We start from the raw sequence: 18,875 nt of genomic DNA, 5'->3' as shown, positions 1-18,875 counted from the left end.
ATTACAGACGGGCAGCGTGGATTGCAGAGACCAGAATTGCCCGAGCACCGAGGTCGTAAAGTTTGTCCATTACGTCATTGCGATCTGCCCGAGGAACCATAACGCGAACAGCAACCCATTCAGGATCGTGCAGAGGACTCACTGTTGGAGATTCAATACCTGGAGCAATTGCACACGCCTCATCGAGAAGCTTCTTGGGTACGTCGTAGTCCATCAAGACATACTGCTTAGCAACGAGGACACCCTGAAGGCGACGTTGCAGCGTAGAAATGCCCACAATGGTTTCATCACGACTTATCAGAACAGCAGTCGATTCAAGAATGACTGGACCAAAAATATCCAAGCCAGCCTTACGCAAGGTAGACCCAGTAGAAACTACATCAGCAACTGCGTCAGCTACACCCAGACGAACTGCGGACTCGACAGCGCCGTCAAGCTTTACCAGGTGTGATTGAATTCCTGCCTCTGCCAAGAAGGTGCCGACCAGACCTGGATAACTCGTAGCAACTCGTTTACCTGCAAGGTCAGAGAGGTCTTGGAAAGAACCTGCAGGACCGGCAAAGCGGAATGTGGAATCCCCAAACGATAACTCAGATATTTCTCGAGCTTCCGAGCGTGAATCCAACAACAGATCTCGGCCAGTAATTCCGACATCAAGTGCACCTGAACCCACATATGTAGCGATGTCACGTGGTCGGAGGTAAAAGAATTCAACACCGTTTCGGGTGTCTGAGTAGTGCAAGTCTCGAGGATCTTTACGTCCTGAATACCCTGCTTCATAGAGCATTTCTGCTGATATTTCAGCAAGAGAACCCTTATTCGGAACTGCTATGCGCAACATGTCAATAAACCTTTGTGAAGTGGAAAAGAATCTAGAAGCAGTTAAAGATGATGGTTAACCTCTTCGAGCGAGATGCCTTTCGCAATCATCAACACCTGTAAGTGGTAAAGAAGCTGTGAGATTTCCTCTGCTGTAGCTTCCTGAGATTCGTACTCGGCAGCCATCCAAACTTCGGCAGCTTCTTCGACAATCTTTTTACCAATTGCATGCACGCCAGCATCCAGTTCTGCGACAGTTCGCGAACCAGCAGGACGCTCAACAGCCTTGGCTGAAAGCTCGGAAAAGAGAGAATCGAAGGATTTCACCTCTTAAGGCTACCGTGTGTCAACTAGTGCTTGTGCGCAGAGTGTGCAGCAGCACGAAGCCCAAGTATTGCCTGCTCAGGATTTGACGAGTTGTACACACTCGAACCAGCAACAAATGTGTCAGCCCCAGCTTCAGCCGCAACAACAATGGTGTCCAAAGTGATTCCGCCATCTACTTGAAGCCACACGTCAAGTCCCGACTTCTTTCGTGCTTCATGAAGCAGACCAAGTTTGGGCATGACATCAGGGATGAAAGATTGACCGCCGAAACCGGGTTCCACTGTCATCACAAGGATTTGATCGAATTCAGGTAGCAATTCGATGTAAGGCTCAATTGCGGTGCCTGGTTTAACGGCGAGCCCCGCACGTGCTCCGATTTCGCGCAGTTTGCGCGCTACGGCGACTGGATTATCCGTAGATTCTGCGTGGAAAGTGACGGAAAATGCTCCAAGTTCTGCATATCCGGGTGCCCATTTTTCTGGGTTTTCAATCATGAGATGAACATCAAGAGGAATGGGGGAAACATCTTGGATGCGCCCAACCATTTGGGGACCGAAAGTGAGATTCGGAACGAAGTGATTGTCCATCACGTCTACGTGCGCAAGATCAGCTGTAGCGATCGCTCCAAGATCGCGTTCCATGTTGACAAAGTCAGCAGAAAGAATGCTCGGATTAATGCGAACGGACATGTCTACAGCCTATTCCGACTTAGTCAACAAGGAGATGAACATCGCATCCGTCCCATGTCGATGTGGCCACAGTTGAACTGACAATGACTCACCGGCGATATCCATGTTTTCCATCGCAATATCTGCAAGTACAGGTTTGGTATCGAGTTCAACAACATGCGAGTTCTTTCGCACTGCACCCTCAATGATTCCTCGAGTTTCTGCAAGATGTGGCGAACATGTCACATAGGCAAGTACTCCACCTGGCTTGAGTGCTTTGATTGCACTTGCGATGAGTTCTGCTTGAACACCGGTGAGATCACCGACATCTTTCGGAGATTTACGCCACCGCGCTTCTGGACGTCTTCTCAGAGCACCTAAGCCCGTGCAGGGAGCATCGAGAAGAATACGGTCATAGGTATTAGGTGAAGTCTCTCCAATTTCACACCCGTCCCCGGTAACAACCTGCACCTCAGGCAGAATTTCCAAAGCCTGGCGAACGAGATCCGCACGAGCCGGAATGACTTCATTAGCGGTGAGTTCCGCTCCCCCGAGAGCAGCTTCTGCTGCAAGAAGTGCTGCCTTGCCACCAGGACCAGCACACATATCTAGCCATTTTTCACCAGGTGTCACTGTCTTCACACGCGCAAGAACAAGTGCCGCCAGCTGTGAACCTTCGTCCTGGACACGAACAACACCATCTCTGACACGAGCGAAACGGGTTGGGTCTCCGCCAGTATTCAAGGACATACCAACAGGTGAATACTTTGTTGGCTCACCCTCCACCTCGTCATTGGTATCAACGAAACCAGGAAGCTCCACCAGTGTTACTCGCGGATTGATGTTGTCACTTGCGAGTAGCTCTTCAAGTTCATCTCCGCGCCCCTCAGCATCCAGGCTTTGTTTGAGCGAACGAACAATCCACACCGGGTGGGAGTAGAGCGCTGCAAGTCGCTCATCATCATTGGTGATTTTCTCAAGAATGAATTCTTGCCAATCTTGCAGATCATGACGGCTCACGCGACGAAGTACTGCGTTCACGAAACCAACAGCTCCGAGTGAGGCCATATGTTCTGCTAGATTCACGCTTTCATCTACTGCTGCATGGGTAGCAACACGCATATTGAGAAGCTGATGAACTCCAAGGCGCAGGATATTCAAGACAACCAAATCGATTCCATCGATATCTCGAGCTGCAGAATTAGCGATAACTCGGTCATAGAAGCCTTGCATCCGAAGTGTTCCATAGGTCAACTCAGTAGCTAAGCCCGCATCCTTCGAGCTGAGCCCAAACTCTTTGATCTTTGCCGGAAGCGCAAGATTGGCATATGCATCGTCTTCATCTACTGACATCAACACTTCAAACGCCACGAGGCGCGATGGAGTGATGGGGCGAGACCTCCGTGGCCCTTTTTTCACAGGCTTATTTTGCGTCACGAAACTGTTACTACTTCCTGGTGTAGTCCGCGGAACCAATCCATTGCATTCATGGCTTGTTTGCCTGCAGGTTGGAGGGACAGTATTTCAATCGAGCCATCGACACAGCCCAAATAGAGTTTCTTCGCCTGAGAACTCAAAGCGCCTTGAGTGGTTACAATATCTGTGGCAAGACGTGCTTGGAGAATCTTGACCCTGTCTTCCCCCACTAAGACAAAGGCACCTGGTTCAGGCGTTACTCCCCTTAAGCGGTTGTAGACCTGCTGGGCAACGACAGAGGTATCGAGATGTCCATCTTGGAGCATAAGTTTTCTGGCGTATGTAGATTCGCCATTCTGCGGAGAAGGTTGTGCTGTTCCGGCGGCAATGGCATCAACAACGTGGAGAACTTGGGTAGCCCCCAACTCAGAAAGCCGAGTAAGGGCATCTCCACTGGTCTCATCTTGAATGACGGGATAGAGCTGCGAATCGTAAACATCACCAGCGTCAAGCTCTTGTACAAGGGAGAATACGCAGGAGCCCAATTCATTCGCTCCTGAGATAATTTGCCATTGGACAGGGGCTGCACCTCGCCACTGGGGTAGCTGCGAAAAATGAAGGTTTATCCAGCCATGTTCCAGAACATCAAGTGTTGATTCTGGAAGTACGGCCCCATAAGCAACAACCACACCTAAATCAGCAGAATACGATTTGATCGCAGAGTGCGTCTCAGCATCTATTTTATTGGCATAGATGAGAGGAATTCCATGCTCGAGTGCCACAGATGCAACTGGTGACGGCGTTAGAACTCGCTTACGGCCAACTGGTGCATCTGGACGCGTCAGAACGGCAACTATCTCATGCTGACTTTCGAGAAGTGCATTCAACGTGGGAACTGCAGCTTGCGGGGTGCCCGCGAAAATAATCTTCACAACACCCGCCTCATATTTGCTCTATAACGCATCGATATCCGGATCATCAAAGCGCACTCTCAGTCTAAGCACTCGCCCACCGCGTTCAGCAGGTGAAACAGGTCTCTTCGATCTGGTTGCTGAAGTAATCACTGCCGCACGGAGATATTTTGCAAGCTCTTCGCCATCTTTGTATTCAAAGAAAATGAGAGCCCGTGTGGAGCCATCGGGCATTCCCACCGGTCCAAGCACCCGATGAGTACTCAAGTTGGGAAGTTCATCGCACGTGTTTCTGACTGTTTCCGCTGGCCCAGTTACAGAGACGACTCTGACAGCAGGAGGGAGACGGAATTGTTGTCTTTCACTGAGTTCATGAGCTGCCCACAGAATTTGCTCCGAATTGACCAATGCGGCACCCAGCGAAATGCCAGCGCCATTGATGAAAACAGTTGCTGATGAGTGAGCTAAAGCAATCGTGTTGCTCCAGTTCCTCAACACATCTTCATCAACACGGAATGCTTCCCGGCCACGGAGTCGCTCACCATCTAGCAGCAGAATTGCTGAATAGCCGCCATGAGCGATTGGTTCAGCGCCGGGTGTTGCGACAATTATCGAAGGCTCTGCCGGTACTGAAGTGAGAATGTGATTACCATCAGCAACAATCACTTTCACGCCAGGAAAAGCGCGACCTATTTCATCAGACGTTCTTTCAGTTCCGGCAGCAACTGGCCTCAACCGCGAATTTCCACACCCTGAACATTTCCACGAAGCATTGAGTTGGCCACACCATCGACATGAAGGCGTTGCTGTTTTGTGGGCGAGTTGTAGCGGTCCGTGGCAAGACTGGCAGGTTGCTCTTTCGCGGCATGAAGAGCAGATCAGGGCTGGAGCGAAACCCGGACTAGCTACCTGAACTAAGACTGGGCCATTTTCAAGAGCTTTCTTGGCGCCTAACCACGCAGCTGCAGGTATACGAGAAGGTGTCTCGCCCTCTTCTAAATGCGCATCTGTAAGAACAATTTGTGGATGTTGAGTGGTGCGAACGTCAACCTCTGAAAGATAGTTCAATTCAACCAGGCGTTGTATTTCAAGCGAGCGAGTATACGAAGCAAAAAGCAAAGAACAGTTTGTTTGTGACTGTCTAATCAATGCCACGTCTCGGGCATGAGCATAAGGAGCCAAGGGTTCTTCAAAGTTGTGATCACCGTCATCCCACAACATCACTAGACCGAGATGTGGTGCGGGAGCAAGAACTGCAGAACGGTTACCAATCACAATGAGAGGTTGATCACCTAATGACCGCAAGTAATTCAGGTAGCGTTCTTGACCGGAGAGTTTTGCATCAACTCGAATGAAATATTGAGATAGTCCGGCATCGTTGAGTGCTAATTCCAGAAGTTCAATATCTCGAAAATCCGGCACAGCAATGATGGTGCTTTTGCCTTTGATGAGCTGCTCGTGAGCCATACCCACAAACAGTTGAGACCAATTAGGTATCGTCTTTCCTGCTTGGGTTTCAGCAAGTCTGGGAGGCACCTTCAGCGCGTATTTCTGACCTTCCTGAACAGTGAAGTCAGAAAATTCAGCAGGTTTCACAGCCTGAGATGAGATTTCAACTTTCACAGGAATCTCTGAACTCAAAAAGGATTTCTCAGCGCGAACATAGCGAGCGGGAATGGCCAGGCGCAGTACATCGATAGCTGAGCCGGCTTGACGGTCTGCCACTTTCCGGGCGAGTTCTAAAGTCTGTGGTTGAAGCAGTGAAATACCAGAAATAACCTTTTCAACAGACAGCAAGTCTCCGGAGAACTCAGGCTTGTCCGTGATTGCCGTGACATACGCGTCAGAGAAACGTGTCCCACCTCGTAACGGGACAGACACCTTGCTGCCAACTTCTATTTGACCTGAGAGGGATTCAGGAATCCGATATTCAAATACGTGGTCAAGCTGCGGCAACGGAGTGTCCAAAAGGACACTCACATACCCAGGTTGAGGGCTCACGTATTACAAACCTGCCAAGCGACGAAGTTCATCAACCTTGTCTAACTTTTCCCACGTGAAATCAGGAAGTTCACGGCCGAAGTGACCATATGCAGCTGTTTGACGATATATAGGTCGCAGCAATTCAAGCTCACGAATGATGCCAGCTGGGCTCAGATCAAAAGTGTCACGAATTGCAGTGATGATGACCTCGTCTGAAACCTTTCCGGTTCCAAAAGTTTCAACATATAAGCCAACTGGCTGCGCAACACCGATTGCATAAGCAATTTGTACCTCAAGTTTGTCAGCAAAACCTGCAGCTACAGCATTCTTAGCAACGTGACGCATGGCATATGCTGCCGAACGATCAACCTTAGAGGGGTCTTTACCAGAGAAGGCTCCACCACCGTGACGACTTGCTCCCCCATAGGTGTCAACAATGATTTTGCGACCAGTGAGCCCGGCATCTCCCTTAGGGCCGCCAATTTCGAACTTACCCATGGGGTTAACCATGAATCGTGTATCAGCGGAGTCGAAGCCAGCGTCAGAGAGCACGGGACGAATGACGTGTTCAATGACATCAGCTCGAAGAGTTTCGAGTGTTTCATCAACTTGTGGAGCGTGCTGGGTGGAAACGACAACAGTTTCGACGGTGCGAGGAATGATTCCTTCGTAACCGATTGTGACCTGCGTTTTACCGTCTGGACGAAGATATCCCAGCTCACCAGTCTTACGAACCTCGGTGAGGCGCTCTGCAATGCGGTGGGACAAGTAGATGGGCAGGGGCATCAGCTGAGGAGTCTCAGTTGTTGCAAACCCAAACATGATTCCTTGGTCACCTGCGCCCTGCTCCTCTTGACCAAAAACAAGAGTCGCAATGTCTGGCGACTGCTGACCAATCGAGACAGAGACGCCACAGCTGTCCCCATCAAATCCAATATCTGAGGATGTATACCCAATGTCCTTAATTACTCCACGAACAATGTCAGGAATTTCGGCGTAACCATCAGTAGTTACTTCACCTGCGACGTGGACAAGGCCTGTGGTTACAAGGGTCTCAACAGCAACACGGCTGTTCTTGTCTTGATCGAGCAAATTGTCCAGAATGCTGTCAGAAATCTGGTCACATATTTTGTCAGGGTGACCTTCTGTTACAGATTCAGAAGTAAACAGTCGTAAGGCGCTCATGGCGATTAGTCCTCTCGTACGTAGACGTTGGATAGTGCCACGCGAGTTACGCGTTCTGGAATGGCTGTTTGGTGATGCAATCGAGAATAGTTCCTGCTACGGACAACTTGGTCCCGGTTGCACTTTCAAGAATATCGCCGTTGGATGCCAATACGGACACCGCATTACGTTCTGTTCCGAAACCTTGCTCCCACCCGACTTGGTTCACAACAAGATAATCACAGCCTTTTCGCTGTAACTTCTCACGTGCAATGGAGGTGAGTTCCTCGCCAGAGGTAGTTTCTGCAGCAAAACCAACAATGACTTGTTCCGGGAACTTATGTGTAGAAATTTCTTTGAGTATGTCGGGATTTTCAACTAAGGAGAGATTGAGCTGACCTTGATGTTCAGACTTCTTGATTTTCGATTCTGAAGTGTGATCGACACGGTAATCAGAGATTGCTGCAGCCATGATCACAACATCTGAGGTTGATATGTGCGCCAATACTGCCTCACGCATTTGTGCAGCAGTAGAAACATTCACGAGTGAGACACCAGAGGGAACTGGAACCTCAAGATGTGCCGCGATGAGAGTGACCTGTGCTCCACGCAGTAGTGCCTGCTGTGCAAGAGCTATTGCTTGTTTACCTGATGATCTGTTTCCGATGTAACGAACAGGGTCCAGGGGTTCACGGGTGCCACCTCCAGTGATCAGAATCTTTCTCCCCACAAGATCTTGCACAACTGGAGTCGTAACCGAAGCATAAACAGCTGAAACGATCTCTTCTGGTTCGCTCATCCGACCAACACCTACATCAGCACCTGTCAAAGGGCCAGAGCCAGGTCCCACAACAATGACTCCGCGTGAAAGTAATGTGTCAATGTTGGCCTGAGTTGCCGGGTTGTCCCACATTTCTGTGTGCATTGCGGGAGCGACAACCAATGGACCACGACGGGCCAGAACGGTGTTTCCCAACAAATCAGGTGCTTGTCCTGTTGCAAACTGGGCAAGCGTATTCGCTGTTGCAGGGGCTATCACGATCACATCAGCTTGCTGCCCCAGCGCAACATGACGCACTTGAGCAACATCATCATAGAGTCCAACATGGACTGGATTACGGCTGATTGCTTCCAGAGTTGGACGCCCCACAAACTGAAGTGCCGCCTCGGTGGCGATTACATCGACATGATGTCCGTCTTTGACAAACTCCCGAACGACAGAAACTGCTTTATATGCAGCAATGCCGCCGGTTATCCCGACGACAATGCGTAAAGGTGTGTGCGACACAGCGGGTGTCGAATCGCTAATTAGGCCGAAAGTGGGCGAGCGATCAGCTTATCTTCGTTGATTTCGTGCATAGCAACGGAGAGTGGCTTGTCATCGATGTTGGAATCTACCAGAGGACCGACATTGTCAAAGAGGCTACCCTCGTGCAGGTCAGAGTAGTAGTCGTTGATCTGACGAGCACGCTTGGAAGCAAAGATAACCAGTGCGTACTTAGATTCAACCTTCGAGAGCAGATCGTCGATAGGTGGGTTGATAATGCCTTCAAGCTTGGTAGCCATGTTTACTCCTTGATAAGTCCCATCAATTCTACGACTTGTTGAGCCGCTTCGCTGACGTCACGATTAATTACCCGAACATCAAATTCATCTTTAGCCGCTAATTCGCCAAAAGCTGTTTCAAGTCGGCGCTCAATCTCTTCTTCTGATTCGGTTCCACGCTCCCGTAAACGTCGAACAAGTTCGTCCCAATCAGGGGGCAAAAGGAATACCAAACGTGCCTGCGGCATGGTTTCACGAATTTGCCTGGCACCTTGGAGATCAATTTCAAACAGAACACTTTTGCCCTGCTCGAGAGCACTTTCGATCGGGCCTCGAGGAGTGCCGTATTTGTTTTTGCCATGAACTTCTGCCCATTCCAGAAGTGCTTCAGAGTAAATCATGGCGTCGAACTCTCCATGGTCAATGAAGTAGTAGTTCACTCCATCGATTTCTCCTGGCCTTGGATCACGCGTGGTTGCTGAAATGGAGAGGTGGACTTGTGGGTAGTTGCGAACGATGTGGTTGACAACTGTGCCTTTACCCACCCCAGATGGACCAACTAGAACGACTGCCTTTGCCGGCCACGATTCATTACGTTTGTCTTGATACTCCACAATCCATCGCCGCAAGCCAAGACGTTGGTGTTTACCTAATCCACCCAAACGTTTTCGCGGAGAAATATCGAGATCTTCAAGTATTCGAGGAATCTTATTCACGCCGATTCCTCGAAGAGACTTTAAGAAATCTGTGACCCGGATTGTTGCCTCAGATGATGATGGATCAATAGTTGCAACGATAAAGACATCTAAAGCTGATCTTTTTCCTGCAAAAATGTCTGCTTTAATCGCTGCTCTTTTTCTTCTAGCAACAACGCCTGCCATCGCCGCAGCGCGACGATCAACTTCGGGCATGACATTAGACAAGAGCGGAGGCAACCTCTCCAGCACGTCGAGTGACCGCTTCAACAACACCTTCGCGGCCGGCGGATAGAACGCTTCGAGTCTCAGAAACTATCAAGTTATGTGACAAAGAACCAAAGAGTTTGCGTGCATCTTCAACGCGAGCACCTTGAAAACCAAAGCCAGGCGCCAATACAGGCAATGCCGGATACGAGTCTGGATTAATGCCCAGTTTCGACAAGTCAAGGGTTGCTCCGAGGACTGCACCTACTGAGTTGAGCGGAGCTGCCTGGGTCGCCCACTGAGCAACATCACTGAGAATTCCAGCGGCAACACTTTTCCCCTCGTGAAGTCCTTGAGTTACCAGAGCCGATTGCAGAACAGCTGCCTCAGGATTACTCGTGGCAGCAAGAATGAATACACCCTTGTTGTTGCTCAAGGCATATTCCACAGTCTGAGCCAGCGCACCAGAACCTAAATAAGGGCTCACCGTAATCGCATCTGACTCCAGTCCCCAACCCGGGGTCAGCCATGACTGCGCATACGCCTCCATAGTGCTGCCGATGTCACCGCGTTTGCAATCAGAAATAACCAGTAAACCTGCATCTCGCCCACGACGAATCACATATTCAAGTGCTTCCATGCCACGAGCACCATGGCGCTCATAGAAAGCAACCTGAGGTTTGATGATTCCGACCTGACCAACACAGGCATCAATGACTCGAAGCGAAAATTCACGCAGGCTCACGGCGGTGTCGTCATACTCCCACTCGTTCAACAAGAACGGGTGGGGATCAATCCCGACACAAAGATGTCCGAATTGCTCGAAAGCAGCACTCAGACGCTCACCGAAGCCTAATTCACTCATGCCTTAGCCAATGCCTCACGTCGCTTGATGGCGTATTCCTGAAGACTGCACACATCAAATCCTTCACGAATCGTGTCGATAGATGCAACAGCTGCGCTGACCTGAGCCATGTTGGTGAACAGTGGCTTATCGGCAGCAATAGCGGAAGCGCGAATTTCATACCCATCAGCACGAGCGGCTGACCCACTTGGAGTGTTGATCACGATATCTACTTCATCGCGGTTGAGCAGCTCAACGATGGTGTCGTCACCAAGGTGTGCACTGACCTTTCCGATAACACGTGCTGGGATACCGTTACGTTGAAGAATCTCAGCTGTTCCCTCAGTCGCAACAATCTTGAAGCCAAGCTGCGAGAAGCGCAGGGCAGGAAGAATGATGTTGCGCTTATCGCGGTCAGCAACAGAAATAAACACTGTTCCTGAGGAAGGTAGACCACCGTAAGCACCGGCTTGTGCCTTCGCAAAAGCAATGGGGAAATTAACATCCATACCCATTACTTCACCCGTTGAACGCATTTCAGGACCGAGAAGCGAATCGACAACCTTACCCTCAAGCGTGCGGAATCGCTTGAATGGAAGTACGGCTTCTTTCACAGCGATTGGCGCGTCCATAGGCACTACTGAACCATCCTGAGCAGGAAGAAGACCTTCAGTAATGAGATCTCGAATGCTCTCCCCCACCATGATGCGGCTGGCCGCCTTGGCCAAGGGAATACCCAGTGCCTTCGAGACGAAGGGAACTGTTCGTGATGCACGTGGGTTTGCCTCGAGGACGTAGAGAACACCAGCACCGATAGCGAACTGAACGTTGAGTAAGCCCTTCACACCAATGCCTTGCGCAATGGCGAGAGTTGCTTCGCGGACTCGGTCAACGTCCTTCTTGCCTAAAGAAATCGGAGGCAACGTGCACGCAGAGTCACCCGAGTGAACCCCAGCTTCTTCAATGTGCTCCATCACGCCACCGACGTAGAGCTGCTCTCCATCAAAGAGTGCATCCACATCAATTTCGATAGCATCGTCCAAGAAACGGTCAACAAGCAAAGGTGAATCAGGTCCCACGATGGCCTGGCCATCGATGCGAACGAAATAGTCACGCAGAGTTGCCGTATCAAAGACAATCTCCATTCCGCGACCACCGAGAACATAGGAGGGACGAACGAGAACTGGATAGCCGATTTCTTCTGCGACCTTGACTGCACCCTCAACATCGGTTGCAGTACCATTTCGTGGAGCCAGAAGGTTTGCTTCCTCGAGAATTCGAGAGAATTCACCACGCTCTTCAGCAAGATCAATTGCTTCTGGGGTGGTTCCCAAAATAGGGACTCCGGCAGCCTTGAGACCCTTGGCAAGTCCCAATGCAGTCTGTCCACCCAGCTGCACAACTACGCCGACCAATTCGCCCGAGGCGCTCTCAGCGTGAATCACTTCTAGAACGTCCTCAAGGGTGAGGGGCTCAAAGTAGAGGCGATCACTTGTGTCGTAATCGGTGGATACAGTCTCTGGGTTGCAGTTAATCATGATGGTTTCATAACCAGCATCCGAGAGCGCAAAGGATGAGTGAACACAGGAGTAGTCAAACTCCACACCCTGCCCAATACGGTTGGGGCCAGAACCGAGAATCACGACCTTCTTGCGGTCACTTGGCATCACTTCAGTTTCCAAGTCATAGCTGGAGTAGTGATACGGAGTCAGTGCCGGGAACTCACCAGCACAGGTGTCAACAGTCTTGAAAACAGGACGGATGTTGTGTGCGTAACGAAGATCACGAACTTCTTGCTCAGATAAACCTCGCAATTGAGCAATCTGAGCATCGGAGAAGCCGAAGTCCTTTGCATAACGAATCACGCAAGGCTCCATTGCTGGTGCAGCCTGAACTTCTGCGGCAACCTCGTTGATCAAGACGATTTGGTCGATGAACCAAGGGTCAATCTTGGTTGCCTCAAAGACTTGCTCCAGCGTTGCACCCTTGCGAAGTGCCTGCTGAACCGTCACGATTCGACCGTCAGTAGGAATCTTCGAGATAGTGAGAAGTTCCTCGACAGTGCGTGTTTCCTCACCCCAGTGGAATGAACTTCCACGCTTTTCAAGCGATCGAAGTGCCTTCTGCAGCGCCGTTGCATAGTTACGACCGATTGCCATAGCTTCACCGACAGATTTCATCGTCGTGGTGAGTGTGGCATCTGCCGCAGGGAATTTCTCGAAAGCGAATCGAGGAACTTTCACCACAACGTAATCGAGTGTGGGCTCGAAAGATGCTGGAGTGACTTTGGTGATGTCGTTAGGAATTTCATCCAGTCGATACCCGATTGCCAACTTGGCAGCAATCTTGGCAATGGGGAATCCCGTTGCCTTAGATGCAAGAGCGGATGAGCGAGAAACACGAGGGTTCATCTCAATCACAATGACGCGACCGTCCTTGGGATCAATGGCGAACTGGATGTTACATCCACCGGTGTCAACACCGACCAAACGGATGATTTCGATACCAATGTTTCGAAGGTTTTGATACTCACGGTCAGTCAGCGTCAAAGCTGGAGCGACGGTGATGGAGTCACCGGTGTGGACACCGACGGGGTCAACGTTCTCAATTGAACACACAACAACAGTGTTGTCTGCAGTGTCACGCATGAGCTCGAGCTCGTATTCCTTCCAGCCCAAGATGCTCTCTTCAAGCAACACTTCACTGGTCGGACTGGAGTGAATACCATCACCGGCTATGCGGATGAGGTCCTCTTCGTTATAAGCAAAACCTGACCCCAGACCACCCATGGTGAACGATGGACGCACCACGAGGGGGTAACCCAGATCCTTGGCGGCTTCCAAACATTCTTCCAAGGTGTGTGCAATGTATGACTTCGCAACATCTGCACCTGAGGCAATAACCAGATCCTTGAAGATCTGTCGGTCTTCGCCCTTACGGATTGCTTCAACCTTGGCGCCAATCAGTTCAACACCGTGACGCTCTAGAGCTCCATTCTCGTGCAGTGCAATTGCTGCGTTGAGAGCTGTTTGGCCACCAAGGGTTGGAAGGATGGCGTCTGGCTTTTCCTTGATGATGATGGACTCAATTACCTCAGGGGTAATGGGTTCTACGTAGGTTGCATCAGCAAAATCAGGATCAGTCATGATGGTTGCTGGGTTTGAATTCACCAGAATGACTCGGATGCCTTCTTCGCGAAGCACGCGGCAAGCCTGAGTACCCGAGTAATCAAACTCACAAGCTTGACCGATCACAATCGGCCCGGAACCGATAACGAGGACGGAGTTAATGTCTGAACGACGTGGCATTAGAGTGATGCTCCCGAAGTAGTAGCGGACGCGAGGACCATGTCGCGGAAACGGTCAAAGAGATAGTTGCTGTCGTGGGGACCTGCAGCAGCTTCTGGGTGGTACTGAACAGAGAATGCATCAATGTCTAAGCATCGAAGTCCTTCAACAACTTGGTCATTGAGGCTGTAGTGGCTTACTTCGACGCGTCCAAAACCTGCGGGAGATTCGAGCACACCATCAATAGGAGCGTCTACAGCGAAACCGTGGTTCTGGCTCGTAATTTCAACACGGCCAGTTGCCTTGTCCAGAACGGGCTGGTTGATACCACGGTGACCAAAAGGCAGCTTGTACGTGGTGAAACCCAGGGCTCGTCCAAGCAACTGGTTACCGAAGCAAATACCAAAGAAGGGAATCCCTTCCTTCAGCACACTTCGAAGGAGCTCTACGTGCTTGTCACTAGCAGCTGGGTCACCTGGGCCATTAGAGAAGAACAGTGCCGAAGGCTTCATTGAAAGAATCTGCTCAGCAGTTACCGTCTGGGGAAGTACGTGGGCGTCGAATCCACGCTCAGCGATGTAGTTGACCGTGGAAGTCTTCACACCCAGGTCAAGAATGGCAACAGAACCAATCTTCTCCCCCACTGCTGGGACAACATATTCCTCTTGAGTTGAAACCTGAGCTGAAAGGTTTTGACCAGCCATCTGGTTGGCTTCGAGAACCTTTTTAAGCTGGTCTTCGTGACTCAAATCAGCGGCAGCGCCTGAGAAAATTCCAGCACGCATCGAACCTTTAGAGCGGATGTGGCGGGTAACTGCACGGGTGTCTATTCCTTGAATACCCACGATGCCTTCGTGGTCTAAATCATTGTCAAGGCTGCGCTCTGCACGGAAGTTGGACACGATGCGTGACGCATCACGAACGACGTATCCAGAAACCCAGATACGACGAGATTCCATGTCCAGATCGTTCATACCGGTATTACCGATGTGAGGAGCAGTCATGAGAACAATTTGTCCCGCGTAGGAAGGGTCGGTGAGTGTCTCTTGGTAACCAGACATTCCGGTCGCAAACACGATCTCTCCGAAGGTGGTTCCTTCTGCGCCATAGGCGCGGCCTTCATAGGTGGAACCGTCTTCAAGGACGAGTACGGCATTGGGGGTCGTGAGACTCACGAGGCAACCTCTTTCGATGTGGCGTGGGGGAAATATGTCGTCAGTGCGTTTTCACATGCCAGACGAACTTCTGGAATGGACATGCGGAAAAATGATGTGAATTCAACAGGCTCAGAGAGTTCGTTGTCATAAGCAGTCCATGAAATGGCAGTCAGACCATCTTTTTCAACTGCTTTGTCGATGGTCACCTGTGAGCGATGAATCTGAACAATCTGTGCCGCAGGAATAAAAGTTTCCTTTTCACCCCGGGGCGCAATGCTCACACCCTCAGTGCTCATCAACAGGTGAGAATCTGCACGGAAAGCAAGGCCAGGAAGTGTCACTCGCTGAAGTGGATCGTTTGCGAGGGTTGTCGCGACATAGAGGCCGGAAAACTCAGCAGGTGATTGAGTATGAGAAGTAGCAGTGCTTCCAGGAAGCACAACAGAAAAACGACGGTCTCTGGCCACACGCTTACGCCATGACATCACCATGCCAAAGATGGCCAACGCAATGAGTGCGACCACAATCGCGCTGACGAGAGCCTTATCCACGCAGCACCGCCTGTGCACGAGCAGCAACTGACTCTGCATCAACAATCGCACGATTAGATGCCGTCAGATATCCCTGGTGGATTGTGGCCACTACTTGACTCGAGAGTTCAACACCAAGATAGGGAGTGTTGTGCGAAAGGCTTGCTAGGTCGTCAACACCAAAGTTGCGGCGAGTGGTGGGATCAACCAAGACCAGTTCTGCTTGAACACCAGGAGTGATTGCGTGCCCGTGTGAGGCAAGCCCACCAATTCGAGCTGGAGCCTCAGACAGTACTCTGGCAACATCTTTCCAACCGATGAGTCCTGTTTCAACCATGGTGGTGTGAACGACGGCAAGTGCTGATTCTAGACCGACCATTCCGAAGGCAGCAGCTCCCCATTCGCAGTCCTTGGTTTCAACAGGGTGTGGGGCGTGGTCTGTAGCAACGATGTCGATGGTGCCATCTGCAAGAGCTTCACGCAGAGCAAGAACATCTTCTTGACGACGAAGTGGTGGGTTCACCTTGAATCGTGCGTCATAACTTTCAGCACGTTCATCTGTGAGCAGAAGGTGGTGAGGGGTTACCTCAGCAGTAACGTTGATTCCTCGCTTCTTAGCCCAACGAATGACATCAACAGAACCGGCTGTTGAGAGGTGGCAGATGTGCAGGCGCGAGCCTGTGTGTTCGGCAAGTAAGACGTCGCGGGCAATGATGGATTCTTCCGCAACTGCTGGCCATCCTGCCAACCCAAGGCGAGCCGAAACCTCACCCTCGTTCATTTGAGCATCAACCGTCAGACGTGGTTCCTGTGCGTGCTGAGCAATCACGCCACCGAAAGTCTTGACGTATTCAAGAGCACGACGCATGATCAGGGGATCAAAGACACACTTACCGTCGTCAGAAAACACGCGAACCTGTGCACGAGAGTTAGCCATTGCGCCAAGTTCTGCCAGCTGAACGCCTTCGAGTCCCTTGGTCACCGCCCCGATTGGTCTGACGGTCGCATAACCAGCTTCGGAACCAAGACGCAAAACCTGCTCAACAACGCCAGCAGTGTCAGCGACCGGGAGTGTGTTGGCCATCGCAAATACGGAGGTGAACCCACCAAGAGCTGCCGCTTGAGTGCCAGTGAGGACAGTTTCTGACTGCTCATAACCAGGTTCACGAAGGTGTGTATGAAGATCTACTAAACCAGGAAGAACTACGAGACCATCAGCATCAATCTTTTCTGCATGAGCAGAGCTGAGTCCACTGCCAACTGCAGTGATCTGAGTTCCTTCAATAAGAATGTCTGATCGTGTGCCATCAGGAAGTGTAGCTCCAGTGATGAGCAGGTTTGGATTAGTCATGAGTTACCTCTCGTTCACCGGTGAGAACCATGTATAGAGCTGCCATTCGCACAGAGACACCATTGGCGACCTGTTCGAGCACTGTGGATTGTGGTGAGTCTGCTGCGGCAGAACTAATTTCAAGACCGCGGTTCATCGGGCCGGGGTGCATCACCATTGTCTTAGCTGGAAGAGCTAAGAATCGCTCTTGAGTAAGACCCCACAAGTTTGAATATTCACGCTCGTTGGGGAAGAAAGCATCATGCATACGCTCTTGCTGAATGCGGAGCATCATCACCACATCTGGCTTACTAGATGCAAGGGCCTCATCCAAGTTGTAGCTCACAGATACAGGCCAGCTATCAACGGCATGTGGAAGCAGTGTGGGTGGAGCCACGAGTTGAACTTCAGCACCAAGTGTTTCAAGAAGCCACACATTAGACCTGGCTACTCGCGAGTGCAGGATATCCCCCACGATGGTTACTTTGACTCCGTCAAGACCTTTACCTCGAGAACCAGTACCGTGCAGTCGCTTGCGCATAGTGAATGCATCAAGCAGTGCCTGGGTGGGGTGTTCGTGTGTGCCGTCACCTGCATTGATCACAGGTGCATCAATCCAGCCACTTTGTGCAAGCACCTGAGGAGCTCCAGAAGCGCCGTGTCGAATAACTACAGCGTCAATCCCCATCGCCGCGAGAGTCTGAGTCGTGTCTTTGAGACTTTCACCTTTAGAAACACTGGAACCTTTGGCTGCAAAGTTGATGACATCTGCCGAAAGGCGCTTTTCAGCTGCCTCGAAGGAGATGCGTGTTCGAGTGGAATCTTCAAAAAACAGATTCACTACGGTCTTGCCTCGTAAAGCAGGGAGCTTCTTCACTTCACGCTCGTTGACTGCAGCCATGTCTTCAGCAATATCTAGAAGCTGAATAGCTTCCTCTCGTGAGAGATCACGTGTGCTGAGAAGGTGTTTCATGCGGTCACCGCCTCTTCGATTTCGACACCGTCTTCACCGTCATGTTCCACCAATCGAACATTGATGCGCTCGCCGTGGGCTGAAGGAAGGTTTTTACCAACAAAATCTGCTCGGATGGGAAGTTCACGGTGACCGCGGTCAGCAAGTACTGCCAAGCGCACTACCTTAGGGCGGCCAAGGTCGGTCAGCGCATCCAGCGCTGCACGGACGGTTCGGCCACTATATAGAACGTCATCAACAAGAACCACGGTTGCATCGTCGATAGACACTGGCACTTCAGTTGGCGCAGTCGATCGAGTGGGGTGTTGGTAGAGGTCATCGCGATACATCGTCACATCAAGTGAACCCACGGGAACCGAAGCACCAGGGACGATGGATTCAAGTATCGAAGCCAGTCGATGTGCGAGTGTGACACCACGAGTTGGGATGCCAAGAAGAACAAGGGACTGAGCGCCTCGGTTAGATTCGAGGATCTCGTGAGCAATCCGCGTCAACGCGCGGTGCATGTCAGTCGCCTGCATGATGGCTCGTGCAGTCATTCTGACCTCCTTCCCCGCCTCTCTGGACGGAAATTAAAGGATGTCGGTGGTCTGATTAGTGTATCAGTTTGCGGTGGAAGCGATAGTAGCAAGAAGCCCATTAACAAAACCTGAAGACTCTTCTGTTGAAAGGCTCTTAGCTGCCTCGACAGCTTCGTCTAACGCAACGGCATTGGGAACTTCAGAGTTGTAGAGGATTTCCCACACCGCAATACGTACGATTGCACGGTCAACTGCGGGCATTCTCTCAAGTGACCAGCCGCGAGCGTAGGTTTCGATTGTTTCGTCGATTTCCACGCTGTGGTCAATCACACCATCAAGAATTTCGCGGGCATAAAGCCACGATGCTGCGCGCTCAGGCTCACTGGCGGCACGTTGTGCTTCAGCTTCAAGCGCTTCTGCAACCGAGATATCTCGGACATCAGCAGAAAACAGCACATCTAGAGCACGTTTACGTGCTTTACTGCGTGCGCTCATGAA

The 18,875-nt window shown here is 50.9% G+C and carries 18 protein-coding genes; all 18 read right to left on the bottom strand.

Going from position 1 to position 18,875, the window contains the following annotated elements; translation table 11 throughout:
• Window position 1 precedes the first annotated feature (1 nt).
• The 18 genes from hisG to nusB all read right to left on the bottom strand — a co-directional run bounded on the left by hisG (window position 2) and on the right by nusB (window position 18,872).
• Window positions 2–841 (bottom strand): ATP phosphoribosyltransferase, encoded by an 840-nt coding sequence (gene hisG / locus M2120_RS01680; protein WP_280796994.1) that lies wholly within the window; start codon window positions 839–841, stop codon window positions 2–4.
• A gap of 41 nt (window positions 842–882) precedes the next feature.
• On the bottom strand, window positions 883–1,146 hold the full coding sequence (locus M2120_RS01675) for a phosphoribosyl-ATP diphosphatase (RefSeq protein ID WP_280796993.1): 264 nt from the start codon (window positions 1,144–1,146) through the stop codon (window positions 883–885).
• Window positions 1,147–1,169: 23 nt separating this feature from the next.
• Window positions 1,170–1,835, bottom strand: a complete 666-nt coding sequence (gene rpe / locus M2120_RS01670) for a ribulose-phosphate 3-epimerase (protein ID WP_280796992.1) — start codon at window positions 1,833–1,835, stop codon at window positions 1,170–1,172.
• A 9-nt stretch (window positions 1,836–1,844) separates the two neighbouring features.
• The gene (locus M2120_RS01665; RefSeq protein ID WP_280798141.1) at window positions 1,845–3,185 is read right to left on the bottom strand and encodes an RsmB/NOP family class I SAM-dependent RNA methyltransferase; all 1,341 of its coding nucleotides are present in this window, start codon (window positions 3,183–3,185) and stop codon (window positions 1,845–1,847) included.
• Between the two features lie 62 nt (window positions 3,186–3,247).
• Window positions 3,248–4,162 carry a methionyl-tRNA formyltransferase gene (fmt, locus tag M2120_RS01660; RefSeq protein ID WP_280796991.1) on the bottom strand — a complete coding sequence of 305 codons (915 nt, stop codon included), beginning with the start codon at window positions 4,160–4,162 and terminating at the stop codon, window positions 3,248–3,250.
• Window positions 4,163–4,183: 21 nt separating this feature from the next.
• Window positions 4,184–6,121 (bottom strand): primosomal protein N', encoded by a 1,938-nt coding sequence (locus M2120_RS01655; RefSeq protein ID WP_280796990.1) that lies wholly within the window; start codon window positions 6,119–6,121, stop codon window positions 4,184–4,186.
• A 24-nt stretch (window positions 6,122–6,145) separates the two neighbouring features.
• Entirely contained in the window at window positions 6,146–7,309 is a 1,164-nt protein-coding gene (gene metK, locus M2120_RS01650) for a methionine adenosyltransferase (protein WP_280796989.1), read from the bottom strand.
• A gap of 46 nt (window positions 7,310–7,355) precedes the next feature.
• Window positions 7,356–8,576 carry a bifunctional phosphopantothenoylcysteine decarboxylase/phosphopantothenate--cysteine ligase CoaBC gene (gene coaBC, locus M2120_RS01645; protein ID WP_280796988.1) on the bottom strand — a complete coding sequence of 407 codons (1,221 nt, stop codon included), beginning with the start codon at window positions 8,574–8,576 and terminating at the stop codon, window positions 7,356–7,358.
• A 20-nt stretch (window positions 8,577–8,596) separates the two neighbouring features.
• A complete protein-coding gene (rpoZ, locus tag M2120_RS01640; protein ID WP_277495022.1) occupies window positions 8,597–8,854 on the bottom strand; it encodes a DNA-directed RNA polymerase subunit omega in 258 nt (85 codons plus the stop codon).
• 2 nt (window positions 8,855–8,856) lie between these two features.
• The gene (gene gmk, locus M2120_RS01635) at window positions 8,857–9,744 is read right to left on the bottom strand and encodes a guanylate kinase (protein ID WP_280796987.1); all 888 of its coding nucleotides are present in this window, start codon (window positions 9,742–9,744) and stop codon (window positions 8,857–8,859) included.
• A 4-nt stretch (window positions 9,745–9,748) separates the two neighbouring features.
• Window positions 9,749–10,600, bottom strand: a complete 852-nt coding sequence (pyrF, locus tag M2120_RS01630) for an orotidine-5'-phosphate decarboxylase (protein WP_280796986.1) — start codon at window positions 10,598–10,600, stop codon at window positions 9,749–9,751.
• Window positions 10,597–13,887, bottom strand: a complete 3,291-nt coding sequence (carB, locus tag M2120_RS01625; RefSeq protein ID WP_280796985.1) for a carbamoyl-phosphate synthase large subunit — start codon at window positions 13,885–13,887, stop codon at window positions 10,597–10,599. Before carB ends, pyrF begins: the two co-directional genes overlap by 4 nt.
• Window positions 13,887–15,041, bottom strand: a complete 1,155-nt coding sequence (gene carA, locus M2120_RS01620; protein ID WP_280796984.1) for a glutamine-hydrolyzing carbamoyl-phosphate synthase small subunit — start codon at window positions 15,039–15,041, stop codon at window positions 13,887–13,889. The genes carB and carA overlap by 1 nt, the downstream gene beginning before the upstream one ends.
• Entirely contained in the window at window positions 15,038–15,574 is a 537-nt protein-coding gene (locus M2120_RS01615; protein WP_280796983.1) for a hypothetical protein, read from the bottom strand. The genes carA and M2120_RS01615 overlap by 4 nt, the downstream gene beginning before the upstream one ends.
• Complete coding sequence (locus tag M2120_RS01610) at window positions 15,567–16,904, bottom strand: dihydroorotase (RefSeq protein ID WP_280796982.1); 1,338 nt, start codon at window positions 16,902–16,904, stop codon at window positions 15,567–15,569. Before M2120_RS01610 ends, M2120_RS01615 begins: the two co-directional genes overlap by 8 nt.
• Window positions 16,897–17,856 (bottom strand): aspartate carbamoyltransferase catalytic subunit, encoded by a 960-nt coding sequence (locus M2120_RS01605; RefSeq protein WP_280796981.1) that lies wholly within the window; start codon window positions 17,854–17,856, stop codon window positions 16,897–16,899. Before M2120_RS01605 ends, M2120_RS01610 begins: the two co-directional genes overlap by 8 nt.
• Entirely contained in the window at window positions 17,853–18,395 is a 543-nt protein-coding gene (gene pyrR, locus M2120_RS01600; protein ID WP_280796980.1) for a bifunctional pyr operon transcriptional regulator/uracil phosphoribosyltransferase PyrR, read from the bottom strand. Before pyrR ends, M2120_RS01605 begins: the two co-directional genes overlap by 4 nt.
• 63 nt (window positions 18,396–18,458) lie before the next feature.
• The gene (gene nusB / locus M2120_RS01595) at window positions 18,459–18,872 is read right to left on the bottom strand and encodes a transcription antitermination factor NusB (protein WP_280796979.1); all 414 of its coding nucleotides are present in this window, start codon (window positions 18,870–18,872) and stop codon (window positions 18,459–18,461) included.
• Between the last annotated feature and the right edge of the window lie 3 nt (window positions 18,873–18,875).

The organism is Aurantimicrobium minutum (genome assembly GCF_029893825.1).
GTDB lineage: Bacteria > Actinomycetota > Actinomycetes > Actinomycetales > Microbacteriaceae > Aurantimicrobium > Aurantimicrobium minutum_C.
This window is presented reverse-complemented; position numbering and strand designations above follow the sequence as displayed.